This window comes from Novosphingobium terrae, from assembly GCF_017163935.1.
GTDB lineage: Bacteria > Pseudomonadota > Alphaproteobacteria > Sphingomonadales > Sphingomonadaceae > Novosphingobium > Novosphingobium terrae.
Window position 1 is genome coordinate 2,148,170 of the sequence record NZ_JABVZR010000002.1, and the last position, 16,174, is coordinate 2,164,343.

Consider the following 16,174-nt stretch of genomic DNA (forward strand, 5'->3'; position numbering starts at 1 on the left):
GGAGCCGATCGCCATGCCTGTGCCTGTGACCATGACGCTCGATTTCATCTGCCCGTGGTGCCACATCGGCCATGCCAATCTGCTGACGGCGCTGCGCCGCTTGCCTGACGGTGCAGCGCAGGTGGCCTATCGCCCCTTTGAACTGAACCCCGGCGCGCCGCCCGAGGGGATGGACCGCACCGCCTATCGCTCGGCCAAATTCGGTGCGGAGCGGGCGCGGATGATGGATGCGCACGTCACGGCGGCGGGCGCTGCGGTGGGGGTGCCTTTCAACCTTGGCGCGATCACCCGAACCCCGGCCACACGCCGCGCGCATCTGCTGGTGCAGGCGGTGGGCGCTCATGGTCCGGCGGTGGTGGAGCGCATTCTCACGGCCTATTTCGTCGAGGCGCGCGATATCTCCGATCCCGCCATCTTGCGCGATCTGGCTTATGCGGCGGGCATGGAGGCTGAGGCTGTCGAGGCCGTTTTGAGTGCTGCGGATGCGCCTTTGCCGCCCTCGCCGGTGCAGGGCGTGCCGCTGTTCGAGATCGGCACTCTGGTGCTGGAAGGCGCGCAGAGTCCGGAGGCTCTGGAAAGCGCCCTGTGTCGGGCATAAAGTCTCGGGCATAGAAAGGCCCGGCCTGAGCAGCCGGGCCTTCATCATCAATCCAGCCGGAACAGGCGGCGCGCATTGCCGCTGCCGATTTTTGCGCGGTCTTCTTCGGAAATTCCGGCTTCATCAAACCATTGGGCGGCGTGGTCGACATTCTCGAACGGCCAGTCGGTGGAGAACAGCACGCGGTCCGCACCCATCTCGGCGATGGCATCGACCAGCGTGGCGGTGTTGAAATTGCCCGATGTGGTCAGGTGGAAATTGGCGCGGATATAGTCCGCAATAGGGCGCCTGGCGGGATAGGTGGGGGGCAGATCCATCCATGCATTGCGGTGGTCGATGCGCCACAGGCTGAAGGGCAGGCCCTCGCCCATATGGCCCAGGATCATCTGCAGGCCGGGGCAATCGTCGAACAGGCCAGAGCCGATCAGCCGCAGCGCATGCACCGCCGTTTCCTGCCCGAAAGCCCAGGTGGGGCCCAGCAGCCATTCATGCCCCTGGAAGATTTTCGCGTGAGACAACAGCGGGTTGCGGGGGTGCAGATAGAAGGGCACCTCCAGTGCCTCGGCTGCGCGCCAGAAGGGGCGGAAGGCCGGTTCGTCGTAATAGGTCAGCGTCTCGGCATCGCCCACCTGGCTGAAGCCGTTGACCAGCGCGCCCTTGAACCCCAGATCGCGCACGCAGCGGGTGAGTTCCTGCGTCGCCAGCTCAGGGTCCTGCATGGGCAGGGCGGCGAAGGCCTGAAAACGGTCCGGGCGCTGGGCGACCTGCTCGGCCAGATAGTCATTGGCGCGGCGGGCCAGATCATGAGCGGCCTGCTTGTCTGGCACGGCCTGCACGGCGGGGGCGTTGAGTGATAGGATCATCATCTCGATCCCATGCGTGTCCATCTCGCGCAGGCGCCGGTCCTGAATGTCGAGCAGGCGCGCGCGCAATTCGCTCCACACCGTGTCGGGGAAAAAACCCTGCGAATCGGCCAGTGTTTCGGGGATGGCGAAGTGTTCTTCGAGCGCGATCTTGCCTTGCATTCTCAAGTCTCCAGATAAAGGATCACGGTTGCCTGCTGGCTTACTCTTGTGCCCACGGCGTGCTGCCCGGTGGCGATCTGCACGGCCGGAGGGCCTGAGAGACGGTTCGCCGGGGCTTCCTCTGCTTGCGCTGTTTCCGCGCTTGCCATTGTTTCGTTTGCAACAGCAAATTAGTCAAGTGTGTTTGCAAGCGGAAGGGGGCATCATGCACTCCACGGCGAGATTTTCACCCGCAAACAAGGCTGAAATCAGCCGTCAATCCGCCTTCGGCAAGGCATGAGGCAAATAGGAATTGACAATATTTGCAAATGCAAGTTAAAGGAGGCTCAGAGGAGCTTGAAAAAGGGCACAGACCATGGGCGACCAACAGGCCGACTTCAAAAACGCGATGCGCCGTCTGGCGGCCACGGTGGGCATCATCTCCGCAGGCGGCCCTGATACCCAAGCTGAGCGGCACGGCATCACCGCCACGGCGATCACCTCGCTGTCGATGGACCCGCCCGCTCTGCTGGTGTGTATCAACCGCTCGGGCTCGTTTCATCCGCTGATGCTGCGCAACGGGCATTTCTGCGTCAATTTGCTGCGCAGCGCTCAGGCGGGCGTGTCCAATGCCTTTGCCGGAAAGCTGGCGCCGGCGGACCGTTTTCTGCATGGCGAATGGGATGAGGATGAGCTGGGCGTGCCCTTTTTGCGCGATGCCCAGGCCAATATTTTCTGCACCCGGCAGGAGACGGTCGAATATGGCTCGCATTCCATTTTCATCGGCGCCGTGCGCCATGTCGCGCTGGCCGATGAGATCAATCCGCTGCTGTTCGTGAACGGTGCCTATGGCCAATATGCGCCGCTGGCTCTCGACTGAATCAGACTGGGGTATCACCCATATTTGCGTTTGCAAATGTATGTGATTTCTGAAACAGTCACCACCTGAAAACAAGGCGCCCGACAGCGGCGTATGGGATGAGTGAGGCGACAGGCGATCCGGCATACCGGAGGGCAGCTGACGCCATCTTTCGCCAGAGAGGACCGGCTATGGATTTCCTTTTCAACAGTTGGCAGCTTGCAGGCTGGGCCAGCGAACTGCCAGAACATGGCGTGCTGGCGCGGCGCTTGCTGGATGTTCCGGTGGCGCTGTTCCGCGATGCCAAAGGCATGCTGCATGCCATCCATGACCGCTGCCCGCATCGTTTCGCGCCGCTCAGCATGGGGCGGCTGGAGGAGGGACGGCTGATCTGCGGCTATCACGGCCTGGCCTTCGATGGCACCGGCACGTGTGTGGACAATCCGCATGGGCCTATCGTTTCGGCGCTCTGCGTTACCTCATATCCGGTGCGTGAGGGCTATAAGGGCCTGTGGGTCTGGCTGGGCGATCCGGCGCTGGCGCAGGATGCGGCGCTGCCTGATTTTTCCTTCGTCGATGCCACGCCCGACACGGCCTTCAGCGCGGGCTACATTCATGGCGAGGGCAATTATCAGCTCTATGTCGATAATCTGCTCGATCTGACGCATGTCGATTACATGCATCCCACCTCGCTGGGCGGGGGCAGCATCACGCGCACCAAGCCCATTGTCGAGCAGGATGGGGACCGTATTGCCATCAAGTGGCACCCCCGCAATGAGGTGCCATCGCCGATCCAGCGCGGGCTGCTGGGGCTGACCGATCCCGATGCCAGGGTGGATTCCCGCACCGAGGTCTATTGGAGCCCGCCCTCGGCCATTGCGCTGATCACGGCGGTGGCTCCGGCCGGTGCCCCTCGGCCTGATGATGGCGCGCGCGCGATCCATATTCTCACGCCCGAAACGGCTAACACCACCCATTATTTCTTCGCCACCACGCGCGGCTTCGACGTGGAGAATCTGGAGGTGACCCGCCAGATCGCTACTGCCCGCATGGAGGTGTTCAACACCGAAGACCGCCCGATGATCGTGGCCCAGTCGCGGCTGATGGCGGGGCAGGATTTCTGGGCGATGAAGCCGGTGCTGCTGCCCATCGACAATGGTGCGGTGCGGGTGCGGCGCAAGCTGGAGCAACTGATCGCGCAGGAACGCAAGGCGCCTGACGCCAGCCTGCCCGCCGCACCCGAGGTCGAGGCCACAGCAGAGGCCTGATCGCGCCATCAGGTCGCGCCATCGCGTCGACCGGGCAAACCGGCGGCCAACAAGGAGAGGACAGCATGCGCGACAGCGCTATCGAGCATCAGCCGCACTGGGTCGACAGGGATTGGCTGGCCGTGGTCGCCGCGATCTGCGGGCAGATCCTGTCGGTGGGCACGCTGACGGTCTATATTTTCGGCGTCTTCATTCCACCGCTTCAGGCCGAGTTTGGCTGGACGCGCACGCAGCTGGTCGTGGCGGTGTCCATCACGCAATACACGCTGGGGGTGATCACGCCCTTGTGGGGCTTCCTGAGCGACCGGCTGGGCCCCCGCGTGTTGCAGGTGCCGATGACGGTGGTGCTGGCCGCGCTGGTGGCGGGCTTGTCGCTGATGACGGCGAACCTCTGGCATTTCTACCTGATGTTTCTGCTGATCTCGCTGTTTGCGCCCTCGCCGGTGCTCTATTCGATGGTGCTGGTGCGGCTGTTTCGCAAGCGACTTGGGATGGCGCTGGGCCTGATGATGGTGGGCGTGGGGCTGGGGTCGACGGTGCTGCCCATGGTGTCGCAGGCGCTGATCGCCAGCTTTGGCTGGCGGGTGGCCTATATCGTGCTGGGCGTTGCCACAGTATGCATTGGCATACCCGCGGCGCTGGTGGCCACGCGCCATGTGCGCTCGGCCCTGCCGCGCCCGCCCGGCGCCGCTGTGGGCTCGGTGTGGCCGGCGGTGCGCACGCCGCTGTTCCTGCGCATCGCCCTGGTCTTCGTGCTTCTGGGTTTTGTCACCACCGGCACCGTGCCGCATCTGGCGCCGATGATGATGGACCGCCATTTCTCGGCGGCAGAGGCGGCGCGCGTGGCCAGCCTGACCGGGCTGACCGCCCTGATCGCGCGCGGTGGCGTGGGTTGGGTGCTGGATCGCGTGCCCGCCCCCCGTGTGCTGGGCTGCGTTGCCCTGCTGGGCACGGCGGCGCTGCTGCTGCTGGCGTGGCAGCCCTTTGTCTTTGCCAATTATCTGGCTGCGCTGATGCTGGGGCTGGTGGTGGGGGCCGAGGTCGATTTCGTGGCCTTTCTGGCGCGCAGCTATTTCGCGCCGGGCATCTTCGGGCGTTTGTTCGGCCTGTTGTTCCTCGCCTTTACGGTGGGAGGCGGCACGGGGCCGATCGTCATGGGGATGAGCTTCGATCGGCTGGGCAGCTACACGCCGGGGCTTGTCTTGCTGGCCTGCCTTGCGGCGGTGGCGGGCGGCATCGCTTTTTCCATTCAGGGCAAGCGCGGGCCGCAGGCCGCCGCAGAGTCCGACAATGTCTCGCAGATGGCGGTCGCCGCCGCCGAATAGACCCGTTTCCTTTGTGAAAGATCATGTGATGAGCGCACCTGCACAGAGCCAGCCCAGTTCCCCCCTCAAGATCACCGAGACGATCCTCAAGACCGGTCGGCTCGATGCGATGAAGCCGTGGTACACCACGGTGCTGGGGGTGGAGCCCTTTTTCGAACATGCCCCGCCTCAGGGCGCAAAGCCGGGCGATTTTGGCGGGCAGACGCGCGCCTCCGATTTGCGCATGTGCTTTTTCCGCCTCTCGCTGGACTATCCCTATGTCCAGAGCATCGGCCTGTTCGAGGAGCCGGGCACGGCGGCGGAACCGGCCAAGGGCATGCCGGGCCTGCATCACATGCAGTTGATGACCGGCAGCATCGATGAATTATGCGACAAGTATGAGGCCCTGCGCGCCCATGGCATGCACCCCCATCGCAGCGCCGATCACGGGGTGATGACCAGCTTCTATTACCGCGACCCTGACGGCAACAATGTCGAGATCACGGCGCAGAACCACCCCAGTCTGGAGGCGATGGTCGCCTTCATGGCCTCGGCAGAGTTCAAGGCCAACCCTTCGGGGCATGAGCTTGATCCGGAAGCCTATGTGGCAGCCCATCGCGCCCGCGCGGGCGCTCCAGCCTGAAAGGATCGACGGCGATGACGGTTCTGGGCGCGCTGGCGGTGGCGCTGGACATACCGGATCTGGCGCAGGGCATTCGGTTCTACACCGATGCCGGGCTGGAACTGGTGGAGAGCGACGGGCAGATGGCCAGCCTGCGCTGTCCGGGGCGACAGGCGGCGGCAGTGCTGCTGCGCGGCGGGGCCGCAGCCAAGCGGCTGCACCATATCTCCCTGCGCACCGATGGGCTGGAGGCGATCGCCCGGCTGGTGCCGCAGCATGGCGGGCAGATCGTGCCGCAGCCCGAGGGTTGGGGAGCCCTGTTCGCGGAGGGCCTGTGGTTGCGCGATCCGCATGGCATGCTGATCCATCTGGTCGATGCGCCTGCCGAAGCGCCGCTGGAACCGGGCGAGCCCTTCGCCGTCAATGCGCCGGGGCGTGTGGTGCGCAACCGCCGCTCGGCCATGTTGGCGGGGCGGCTCTATCCGCCGGTCAGGCCGTTGCGGTTGGGGCATGTGCTGGTGTTCTCGCCCGATGTGCTTGCCAGCGTGGATTTTATGACTCAGGCGCTGGGCATGGGGCTGGCGGATCGCGCGCAGGATGTGATCGCCTTTTGCTGCGCCCGCAAGGACAGCGACCATCACGTGGTGGCCTTTGCCAAGGCTGGGGCCATCGGCTTTCACCACGCCAGCTTTCAGGTGAGCGATCCCGATGAGGTGGGGCGCGGCGGACGTGCCTTGCTGGCCCGGGCGGGGAAGGGCGATTGGGGTTTCGGGCGGCACACGATCGGCTCGAATGTCTTCCATTATATTCAGGACCCCTGGGGGTCGTGGTTCGAATATTACGCCGACATGGATTACATCGACGATTACGCCCTGTGGTCCCCCACCAATTACGCGCTGGAAGACAGTCTGGCCAATTGGGGGCCGCCTGTGCCGCATGATTTTGTCCATAATTACGAAGCGGATGCTCTCCTTCTCTGAAGGGCGTGGAGCCGCGTTCCGGTCTCGCACAACTTATTTATTGCATTTGCAAATGAAGATGGCTTAGACTGCTTTCAAGCGTTGCCGCACGGATGATTCGCACAAAGCGCCCGCCGGCATCGCATCAAGACACAGATGGAGAGAGAGATGACCGTGATCAACGCATCGGTGGAATCGGTAAAGGAGCGCCCCGCAGTGCAGCCCGGCGATGAAGCCATCGCCGCCCGCATCCTTGCCGACGTGCGGGCCTATGTGCCCACGCTGCGCGCCCGCGCGGTGGAAACCGAGCAGCTGCGCCGCGTGCCCGATGCCACCATCGCGGATCTGGATGCGATGGGCGTCTTCAAGATGTGTATCCCGGTGGAACGCGGCGGCTATGCCTCCACGCCGATGCAGCAGTTCGATGTGGTGGCCGAAGTGGCGCGCGGCTGCAGCGGCACAGCCTGGGTGGTGTGGGTCACGCTGACCGCCACGCAATGGGTTGGCCTTTATGACATGCGCTTTCAGGATGAGGTCTACAACACGCCATGGGTCGGCCCGCTGACCTGCGGTGCGGGCAACCCCTGCCCGGCGCGGCGCGTGCCCGGCGGCTATATGCTCAAAGGGCGCTGGCCTTTCTGCAGCGGCTCGCAGCACACCGCCTTCCACCATGTCGGCGTGATCGTGCCCGAGGATGAGAACCCCCAGCCGCTGCTGGCACAGATCCCGCGCGCCGATCTCAAGATCCTTGATGATTGGCATGTGATGGGCATGAAGGGCAGCTCCAGCAACACGGTCGTGATCGAGGAAGAAGTCTTCGTTCCCGAATATCGCGTGCGCCCGGTGGAAGAACTCTTCGCGAACAAGACCATCGAGACGCCGCCCGAAGGCCTGCTCTTCAAGCTGGACATTGTCAGCCTGACGGCTGCGGTGAAGGCGGGGATTTCGGTGGGCATTGCCCGCGCTGCGGTGGAGCTGTTCAAGGAAAAGAGCTTTACCCGCAAGATCACCCATCTGCCCTATGCGACCCAGGCCGAAGCGCCGGTGACTCACCTGCAACTGGGCGAATTCCACTGCAAGCTGCAGGCCGCCGAGCTGATCGCCCGCAACAATGTCGCCCGCGCCGAGCAGATGGCCGCCGAAGGGCGCCAGGCCACCGAGCTGGATTTCAAGCGCACCCAGCTCGACACCGGCTATGTGATGCAGCTGGCCAGCGAGATCACCCGCACCGCCCTGCGCTCCAGCGGTGCTTCGCAGATCCATGAGAACAGCCCGTTCCAGCGCCTGTTCCGCGATGCGCAGGTGGCCACCATGCATGCGCACACCATGATCGAAACCTGCATGGAGGAGTTCGGCAAGGCTTCGGTCGGCATCGAGACGCAGACCACCTTCAACCTCAACACGCTGCAGAAGATCGACCGGGCCAAGATCTGAGCCCGACAACAGGCGAGGGGGCCGCACGCCCCCTCGCGGATGCGGAGAGATTATGAACAAGCGGCAATTGGGGGCCAGCGGCCCCCGTGTTTCGGCCATCGGCCTTGGCTGTATGGCGATGTCGGGCACCTATGGCCCGGCGGATCGCGCCGAGGGCATCGCCACCATCCACGCCGCCTTCGACGCCGGGGTGACGCTGATCGATACCGGTGACCATTACGGCATGGGCCACAATGAACTGCTGATCGGCGAGGCCATCAAGGGCCGCCCGCGCGACAGTTTCGAGCTGAGCGTGAAATTCGGCAGCATCCGCAATGTGTGGAGCCGCGCCGTGGGTGTGGATGCCAGCCCGCGTGCGGTGAAGAATTTCGTGGCCTATTCACTGACCCGGCTTGGCGTCGATTACATCGACATCTATCGCCCCGCCCGGCTGGACCCTGATGTGCCGGTGGAGGACACCATCGGCGCCATCGCCGAACTGGTGAAGGAAGGCTATGTTCGCCATATCGGCCTCTCCGAAGTGGGGGCCGAGACGGTGGAGCGTGCCGCCGCCGTCCACCCCATTGCCGATTTGCAGATTGAATATTCGCTGATCAACCGGCGCCTTGAGGGCGATATTCTGGAGGCCTGCCGCCGCCATGGTGTGGGCATCACGGCCTTTGGCGTGCTGGCGCGCGGGCTGATCAGCGGCCACTGGCAAAAGGATGGCGAGCGGCAGGCGGGCGACGCGCGCTGGGAAGACCCGCGCTTTCTGGGCGAAAACGGCGAGCGCAATCTGGCGCTGGTCGAAGCACTGCGCCAGTTGGGCGAGGCCCATGGAGCCAGCGTGGCGCAGATGGCCATCGCCTGGGTGATGGCGCAGGGCGAGGAATTCGTGCCGGTGGTGGGCGCCCGGCGCGTCAACCGCCTGAGCGAGGCAGTCGCCGCCGCCAGCATCGCGCTGAGCCCGCAGGATCTGGCGCGCATCGATGCCGCCGTGGGTGCGGGCCGCAATCAGAGCAGTCTGGTCCCCGGTTCGGAAGCGCCGCGCACCGCCGACAAGCCCCGTTGAAGGAAAGAGCATGACCATTCCCACAATTCTCGGCCTGTCGGGCAGCCTGCGCGCGGCCTCGGGCAGCACGGCCACCTTGCACACGCTGGCCGATCTGGCCAAGGGGCGCGCCGATCTGGTGGCCCATCCGCTGCATGATATACCGCTCTACAATGCCGATCATGATGGCGAAAACGCCCCTGAAAGCGTGCGCGCCCTGAAGGCCGCGATTGCTGCTGCCGATGGCATCGTGATGGTGACGCCCGAATACAATTACGGCATGTCGGGCGTGCTGAAAAACGCCATCGATTGGGCCTCGCGCCCGGCCTATGCCTCCGGCTTGAAGGACAAGCCAGTGCTGATCGTCACCGTTTCGGCGGGGCTGACTGGCGGCCTGCGCGCGCAGGGGCAGTTGCGTTACACGCTGGCGGCCACGCTGGCGCGGGTGGTGACGCGGCCCGAAGTGGCCATCCCCGGCATCAACGCCAAGGTCGAGAATGGCGCGCTGGTGGATGAGGCGGCGATCGGTTTCGTCGCGGCGGCGCTCGATGATCTGTTGCGCGATGTTGCGCGGGCGGCTGTCGAGCTGGTCTGACAGTCTTTGGGGGAGGATCTTGCATGAAAATCGTGAAAATCGCCCGCGCGGGGCAAAGCGCCGAGGGTTTTCTGGAAGGCGAGCGCGTGCATCTGGTGGGGGGCTGGCATGACGCCGCGCCCGAGGATGCGCCCTTTACCCTGACGCGTCATGCCGAAGCCGCATGGCCGGCGCTGCGTCAGGCCTCCACCCAGAGCGTGGCGCTGGACGAGGTGAGCCTGGCGGTGCCGCTTGATCCGGGCGCCAGACTGCTGTGCGTGGGCATGAATTACCGTGACCATCTCGGCGAGATCAAGCGTGATGAGGCTGAAAATCCGGTCATTTTCACGCGCTTTGCCGAAACGCTTTCCGCGCATGGCGAACCGATCCAGCGCCCGCGCGCCTCGCAGCATTTCGATTTCGAGGGTGAGATCGCGGTGGTCATCGGCAAGGGCGGGCGCCATATTCCGCTTGAGACGGCGCTGGATCATGTCAGCGGCTACACCTGCTTTATGGACGGCAGCCTGCGCGACTATCAGCGCCATTCGCTGACGGCGGGGAAGAATTTCCATCGCTCGGGCGCGATGGGGCCGTGGATCGTGGCGGCCAGCGCGATGGGGCAGGGCGATATTACGCTGCGGACAAGGCTGAACGATGCGCAGGTGCAATCCTCGCATTCCGGGCTGATGATCTTCGGCATTGCGGAATCGATCGCCTATATCTCGCGCTGGATCGCTCTGCGCCCCGGCGATGTGATCGCCACCGGCACGCCGGGCGGGGTGGGATCGCGCCGCGAACCGCCGCTGTGGATGAAGCCGGGTGACCGGATCGAGGTCGAGGTCGGCGGCGTTGGCGTGCTGGCCAACCCCGTGGTCGACGAAGCATAGGGAGGGCGCCATGACCATCGTGTTCTGCTTCCCCGGCGCATGTTCGCGGGTGACGATGACGGCGCTGGAGGAAATCGGCGCGCCCTATGAGGATCGCGTCGTCAACATTCGCGAAAGCGCGCAAAAATCGGCGGATTATCTGCGAGTCAATCCCAAGGGCAAGGTGCCCGCGCTGGAGATTGACGGCAAGGTGATGACCGAAAATGCCGCGATCCTGCATTTTCTCCACCGGCGGAATCCTGCGGCAAAGCTGTTGCCGCATGACGCTGACCCGGTGCTGGACAATCAGGGGCTGATCGATCTGGTGTGGTGCTCGGGCACGATCCATCCCATCGTCCGCCAGATCCGCATGCCGGTGAAATGGACCAGCGGCGATCCGGCGGGCGTGCGCGCCGATGGGCTGGAGAAATTCGCCAGGGAATGCGCGGCGATCGCCGGGCGCATCGGTGAGGCATGGTGGTATGGCGACCAGTGGTCGATCATCGATACCTATCTGTACTGGGCTTACAGCACCGCCCGACGCGGCGGTTTTGCGCTGGAGGACTATCCGGCTTTGCTCGATCACGCGGAAAGGGTGAGGGCGCGCCCTGCGTTTCAGCGTGTGTTGGCCCGGGAAACCGCAGCGGTGGAGCGCTATGCGATTGCCGATGTGGTGTTGTAATCGCCCTGTTGATTGCAAGTGAAAACAAGGTCGATGATGTGTGGGAGTCATGGGCTTCTGCCTGCCTCCTGCGCCCATGACTGTGCCCATATTCCTGCATTTTCCGTTCCTTTTCAGGCGGACTTACGCTGCAATTGGTGATTGACGGGAATGCTTGCAAGTTATAAGTTGCATATGCAAATAAAGATAAGCCAAGCCATTGGCTAAAACGCCCAGACCATAAAAAGCATCGGGCGGAGCCATAAAAATAAATTTGGGAGAATAACCATGAAGGCGAGCTTTCGCGCCCTGCTCGGCGCCACGACCACCCTTGCGCTTTTTCCTCTGACCGCTCATGCCCAGAGCACGCCCGCAAGCAGCCCGGCCCCGGCCACCGATGCAGCCGCCACGCCGGGCGCTCCTGAAATCATTGTCACCGCCACCCGCCGCGCCACCTCTTTGCAGCGCGTGCCCGCCACGGTGGAGGTGGCGCAAGCCGCCAAGCTGACCACGCTGGAGATCAACAGCGCGGAAGGCATCGGCACCATCGTGCCGGGCGTTACCGTCACGCGCAGCGGCGGTGTTACGCCCTTTATTCGCGGCATCGGTACGCTGAATGCCGGCTTCAGCGAGGCATCGGTGGCGCAATATGTCGATGGGGTCTACTTGCCCAATTCGGCGGCTTCGCTGTTCTCCTTCAACAATATTGACCGGATCGAGGTTTTAAAAGGCCCGCAAGGCACGCTGTATGGCCGCAATACAACTGGCGGTCTGATCAATGTCGTGACGCGTGCGCCGGGGGATCATACGACGGTCGATGCCTCGCTGGGCTATGGAAACTATAACACCTTCACCCAGAATTTTTACGGCTCTACTCCGTTGACGGACAATCTGGCGGCGAATGTGGCAGTCTATCACCAGAAGCAGGCCGATGGATGGTCGCGCAATCTGGCTACTGGCCATGATGTACAGAAGTCGGAGGATACGGGCGTCTATGGCAAGCTGCAATGGAAGCCCGGCGCCAACACCAAGATCACGCTGAGCAATCTCTACAGCCGCAGCAATTCGTCCAAGGGTTGGATGTTTGCCATCATGCCTGGTACTTACGGCACGGATGGTACACCCTATCTTGGCAAATATACCAGTTCGACCAGCATCGATCCGGGCGCGATCTATCATGGTGACATGACTGCACTGCGCATCGATCAGGATCTGGGCTTTGCCAATATGTTCAGCCTCACCTCCTATCAGGCAGGGGCGCAATCCTCGCAACTGGTGCAGAATGGCATTGTGGGGCAGCCGGTGGCAGGGCGGTCGGCGCAATTGCTGGCGATCAATTTCAATTACAAAACCTTCAGTCAGGAATTCAACCTGAGTTCGAAGCCCTCCGCCTCGCCGTTCAGCTGGCTGCTGGGTGCCTTTATCTACAGCGATAACACCGATATTCACACCGATCTGTGGCAGACCTGCGTGGGCACAAGCTGCGCTCCCGGCGTGCCCAGCGAAACGCATGTTCGCCCTACGACGCGCTCCTATTCGGGCTATGCCGATGGCACCTACAACGCCACCTCCAGCACGCATCTGACGGTGGGCCTGCGCTACACCTATGAAACCAAGGGCTTCTGGGGCGTGGTGACGCCTTTGCAGGGGCTGCCCAATTCAGCCGCCAGCCTGCCGGCCTCCGTGGTGACATCGACCCAGGCCGCAGGATTGCCTGCTTCGGTCAACTATCCCAAACTGACCTATCGGGCTGTGATCGCTCAGGATTTTTCGAACACGATACATGGTTATGCATCGTACAACCGTGGCTTCAAATCGGGCAATTACAATCCCAATTCAGTCACCAATCAACCGGTGCGCCCGGAAATTCTCGACTCCTACGAAGTGGGCGTCAAGAGCGAGCTGTTCAACCGCAGCTTGCGCGCCAATGTCTCGGGCTTCTACTACAATTACAAGGATATTCAGGTGCGGTCGATCGCGGGCCTGCCTTCGGGCTCGCTGGCCATCGCGCAGAATGCCGCTGAGGCGCATATCAAGGGGATCGATGCGCAGTTCGACTGGACGCCGGTGCGCAATCTGTCGTTCAACGCGGGGATGGAATATCTGGAAGCCAAATATGTCAGCTATCCCGGTGCGACGCTGACCTATCCTCTGGTGCCGACAGGATCGGTGCTGGGCGGTGTCGGCAGTGTGGGTATCAATCTGGCGGGCTATACTTTGCCGCTGGCACCAAAATTCTCGATGAATCTGGGCATGACCTACAAGATCAACACGCCCATCGGCCCCTTCACCTTCGTGGCCAATGATGATTACAAATCGACCTATTATTTCGCGCCCGACGACAGCATGAGCCAGAGGTCACGCCATCTGGTGGATCTTTCGCTTACCTATGCCTCGCAGAATGGCCGCTATGATGTGCGTTTCTCAGTGAAGAATGTGGGCAATCTCTACACCTATGCCGCCGCGCAGAATGGCTCGACCTATGCCTATGTTCCGGCGGCGCCACGCACCTATGGCGTGACGGTTGGCGTGCATCTGTAAGCATACAAAAGGGGGGCGCTCTTGCCCCCCGGATGTTGCCGGTGTCGCGCGGCAGGCCACGCCTGACCGCGTTTTACCCTGCAGGCTCGCTCCGCTGCCAGTCATAGGCACGCTCGACGGTGGTGATCACGGTGCGATACCAGTCGTACCACAGGGCACGGCCCTGCTCGCGGATGCGCGTGTGTTCCGGGTTCTGGCGCCATGCCAGAGCAGCGGCCTCATCGCGCCACCAGCTGACGGTGATGCCCAGCCCGTCGGCGCCGCGCGCGGACTCCACCCCGAGATAGCCGTCCTGCCGGGCGGCGGCTTCGGCCATGGCGTCCGCAGCGGCGCCATAGCCTTCCGCATCCGCTGCCGTGCGGCCCGAGATGAAGATGACGGCGATCGCGCCCTGCGGCGGCGTGATGCCACCACCGGCAGAAAAGGGCGGTGTCATGCCACGGCCTCCAGTCGGAAGCCGGGCGACCAGCCCAGCGCGGAAACGGCCTTGGCATTGTCAGCCTCGCCGCCGTCATCGGCGATGTTGTAGGCGCCCGGCGCGCCGCGCTCCACCGCGATAAAGGCGGCATGGGCAGCGGCATCGACATGCAGCGGCGAGGCGCCTTCGGGCTTCTCGCTCCATGTACCCGGGCCGTAGAGCTGACCATAGCGCAGCACGATCCCCTCAAGCCCCGGCGTGAAAAGCGTGGCATGTTCGAGCGGCACGATGCCCTCATTGACGGTCATGCCGCGCGCGCCCTGCGCGGTGATGTCCAGCGGGTCTTCCTCGCGATAGGGCGTTGCGCCGGGGGCATAGGCCCAGGCGATGCTCTGCGTCACCATGCGCCGCGTTCCGGCGGCCAGCGCTGCGGTCACCAGATTGGCCGTGCCTTCGCGGCGCAGCCTGGCATTGGCCCGCCGCGCCGCCTCCGGGTCCTGATCGAGCCCGGCGGACAGGTCTGTCAGCTGGTGGATGATGATGGAGGGCGCGGCCTCGCGCACGGCCCGGGTCAGGGCCTGCCCGTCGAAGACATCGACGATCACCGGCCTCACACCTGCCGCTTCCAGTGCATCGGCGCGATCGGGCGAGCGGGTGGTGCCGATCACCCGATGGCCTGCACCCGTCAGCAGAGGGATAAGGCGGCGCCCGATGGCGCCCGCCGCGCCGGCAAGAAAGATCGTGTGCTGCATGGCCAGGCTCCTGAAATGGTTGGGAAGCAGATGCGAGTCCGGCGCCCGGATGGAAAGGACCAAGATTGCCGATTTGCGGTGTACCGTCGGCCCGGCGCGCACCGGCGCGCAGGGGCGGCATCCCGATGGTGCAGCCCAAGGCGCGTTTCTTGGTTCTGTTCGTGAGGCGCCCCGGACGACAGAAGGTCCGCGATCCCGGGCCTGTCGCCCGCATAAGGACCGATCCAGCATGACACTGACTCTCACCCACGCCGAGACGCGGGCCGAACTCCACGCCTGTTTCGATGTGATCCGCCAGTTGCGCCCACAGCTCTCGCATGCGGAGGCATGGTATGATCACGTCCTGTCGATGCGTCAGGATGGCTATCGCGTGCTGGTCTGCCGCGATGATGAGCAGGTTCTGGCGCTGGCAGGCTATCGGCTGCAGACCAATCTGGTTCATGGCCGCTTCCTTTTCGTGAACGACCTTGTCACCGGGGCGGGGCACAGGGGGCAGGGGCTGGGTGCCCGGCTGCTGCGGCAGCTCGATATGATCGCGGGCGCTGAGGGATGCAGCCGCCTGGTGCTGGATACGGCGATGGCCAACCATGCTGCCCGCAGTTTCTACACGCGTGAAGGTCTGGAGGAGGTCATCGTCGGCTTCGTCCGCCAGATTGGGCAGGCCGCATGACCCGCATCCTGCAGATCCTGAGCAGCCCGCGCGGCGGCGCGTCGCACAGCACCGCACTGGGCGATGCCGTGGCGGAGCGGCTTGCGCAGGCCCATCCGCAAGCCAGGCGCCTGATCCATGATCTCAATGCCGCGTCCCCCGGCTGGCTTGATGCGGCCTATGCCGCGCAGCTGGTCTCTGGCCAGCGCGGCGAGGAAGCGATGAGCGGCACGCTGGCCGCCTCGGATGCGGCGATTGCCGCTTTGCTCGCGGCCGATATGGTGGTGATCGCCACGCCGATGCATAATTTCACCCTGCCCGCAGTGCTCAAGCTGTGGGTCGATATGGTGGTGCGCGCCTTTCACACCTTCGTGCCGACAGCGGGCAGCAAGCTGCCTCTGGTGCCGGACCGTCCCGTCTTTATCGCCATCGCCTCGGGCGGCTTCTTTCATGGAGAGCGGGCGAACCAGCCCGATTTCCTGATCCCCTATCTGACGGCGGCTCTGGGCTGCATCGGCTTGCGTGACCTGTGTTTCCTGCCCCTGCAAGGCACCGCCTTCCTGCCTGCCGAGGACATCGCGCAGCAGACACGCGCTCTGGTGGAGCAGGCGGCTGGCTGGCACGCGAAGGTGTGA

The 16,174-nt window shown here is 63.8% G+C and carries 17 protein-coding genes; 14 read left to right on the forward strand and 3 right to left on the reverse strand.

Annotation, left to right across the window (positions count from 1 at the left end; translation table 11 throughout):
• Positions 1-13: 13 nt before the first annotated feature.
• Complete coding sequence (locus HGK27_RS27335) at positions 14-598, forward strand: DsbA family oxidoreductase (protein WP_206243957.1); 585 nt, start codon at positions 14-16, stop codon at positions 596-598.
• Between the two features lie 47 nt (positions 599-645).
• On the opposite strand, the gene HGK27_RS27340 is transcribed toward HGK27_RS27335, so the two are convergent.
• On the reverse strand, positions 646-1,623 hold the full coding sequence (locus HGK27_RS27340) for an amidohydrolase family protein (RefSeq protein WP_206243958.1): 978 nt from the start codon (positions 1,621-1,623) through the stop codon (positions 646-648).
• Between the two features lie 355 nt (positions 1,624-1,978).
• Between HGK27_RS27340 and HGK27_RS27345 the strand changes: the two genes are divergently transcribed.
• The 11 genes from HGK27_RS27345 (at position 1,979) to HGK27_RS27395 (ending at position 13,720) form a co-directional block, all read left to right on the forward strand.
• Positions 1,979-2,482 (forward strand): flavin reductase family protein, encoded by a 504-nt coding sequence (locus tag HGK27_RS27345; protein WP_206243959.1) that lies wholly within the window; start codon positions 1,979-1,981, stop codon positions 2,480-2,482.
• Positions 2,483-2,652: 170 nt separating this feature from the next.
• The gene (locus HGK27_RS27350) at positions 2,653-3,729 is read left to right on the forward strand and encodes an aromatic ring-hydroxylating dioxygenase subunit alpha (protein ID WP_206243960.1); all 1,077 of its coding nucleotides are present in this window, start codon (positions 2,653-2,655) and stop codon (positions 3,727-3,729) included.
• A 65-nt stretch (positions 3,730-3,794) separates the two neighbouring features.
• Entirely contained in the window at positions 3,795-5,054 is a 1,260-nt protein-coding gene (locus HGK27_RS27355) for an MFS transporter (RefSeq protein WP_206243961.1), read from the forward strand.
• 28 nt (positions 5,055-5,082) lie between these two features.
• Positions 5,083-5,676: a VOC family protein gene (locus HGK27_RS27360; protein WP_206243962.1), complete on the forward strand. Its 594-nt coding sequence runs from the start codon at positions 5,083-5,085 to the stop codon at positions 5,674-5,676.
• A 14-nt stretch (positions 5,677-5,690) separates the two neighbouring features.
• Positions 5,691-6,635 (forward strand): VOC family protein, encoded by a 945-nt coding sequence (locus HGK27_RS27365; RefSeq protein ID WP_206243963.1) that lies wholly within the window; start codon positions 5,691-5,693, stop codon positions 6,633-6,635.
• A 147-nt stretch (positions 6,636-6,782) separates the two neighbouring features.
• Positions 6,783-8,048 (forward strand): acyl-CoA dehydrogenase family protein, encoded by a 1,266-nt coding sequence (locus HGK27_RS27370; protein WP_206243964.1) that lies wholly within the window; start codon positions 6,783-6,785, stop codon positions 8,046-8,048.
• Positions 8,049-8,100: 52 nt separating this feature from the next.
• Positions 8,101-9,099, forward strand: a complete 999-nt coding sequence (locus tag HGK27_RS27375) for an aldo/keto reductase (RefSeq protein ID WP_206243965.1) — start codon at positions 8,101-8,103, stop codon at positions 9,097-9,099.
• A gap of 10 nt (positions 9,100-9,109) precedes the next feature.
• Positions 9,110-9,673, forward strand: coding sequence for an NADPH-dependent FMN reductase (locus tag HGK27_RS27380; protein ID WP_206243966.1), 564 nt, complete (start codon positions 9,110-9,112; stop codon positions 9,671-9,673).
• Between the two features lie 23 nt (positions 9,674-9,696).
• Positions 9,697-10,539, forward strand: coding sequence for a fumarylacetoacetate hydrolase family protein (locus tag HGK27_RS27385; protein WP_206243967.1), 843 nt, complete (start codon positions 9,697-9,699; stop codon positions 10,537-10,539).
• A gap of 10 nt (positions 10,540-10,549) precedes the next feature.
• Positions 10,550-11,200, forward strand: coding sequence for a glutathione S-transferase family protein (locus tag HGK27_RS27390; protein ID WP_206243968.1), 651 nt, complete (start codon positions 10,550-10,552; stop codon positions 11,198-11,200).
• Between the two features lie 267 nt (positions 11,201-11,467).
• Positions 11,468-13,720: a TonB-dependent receptor gene (locus tag HGK27_RS27395; protein WP_206243969.1), complete on the forward strand. Its 2,253-nt coding sequence runs from the start codon at positions 11,468-11,470 to the stop codon at positions 13,718-13,720.
• Between the two features lie 73 nt (positions 13,721-13,793).
• On the opposite strand, the gene HGK27_RS27400 is transcribed toward HGK27_RS27395, so the two are convergent.
• Positions 13,794-14,156 (reverse strand): antibiotic biosynthesis monooxygenase family protein, encoded by a 363-nt coding sequence (locus tag HGK27_RS27400; protein ID WP_206243970.1) that lies wholly within the window; start codon positions 14,154-14,156, stop codon positions 13,794-13,796.
• On the reverse strand, positions 14,153-14,890 hold the full coding sequence (locus tag HGK27_RS27405) for an NAD-dependent epimerase/dehydratase family protein (protein WP_206243971.1): 738 nt from the start codon (positions 14,888-14,890) through the stop codon (positions 14,153-14,155). The genes HGK27_RS27400 and HGK27_RS27405 overlap by 4 nt, the downstream gene beginning before the upstream one ends.
• Positions 14,891-15,119: 229 nt before the next feature.
• Between HGK27_RS27405 and HGK27_RS27410 the strand changes: the two genes are divergently transcribed.
• The gene (locus tag HGK27_RS27410) at positions 15,120-15,560 is read left to right on the forward strand and encodes a GNAT family N-acetyltransferase (RefSeq protein ID WP_206243972.1); all 441 of its coding nucleotides are present in this window, start codon (positions 15,120-15,122) and stop codon (positions 15,558-15,560) included.
• A complete protein-coding gene (locus HGK27_RS27415) occupies positions 15,557-16,174 on the forward strand; it encodes an FMN-dependent NADH-azoreductase (RefSeq protein ID WP_206243973.1) in 618 nt (205 codons plus the stop codon). The genes HGK27_RS27410 and HGK27_RS27415 overlap by 4 nt, the downstream gene beginning before the upstream one ends.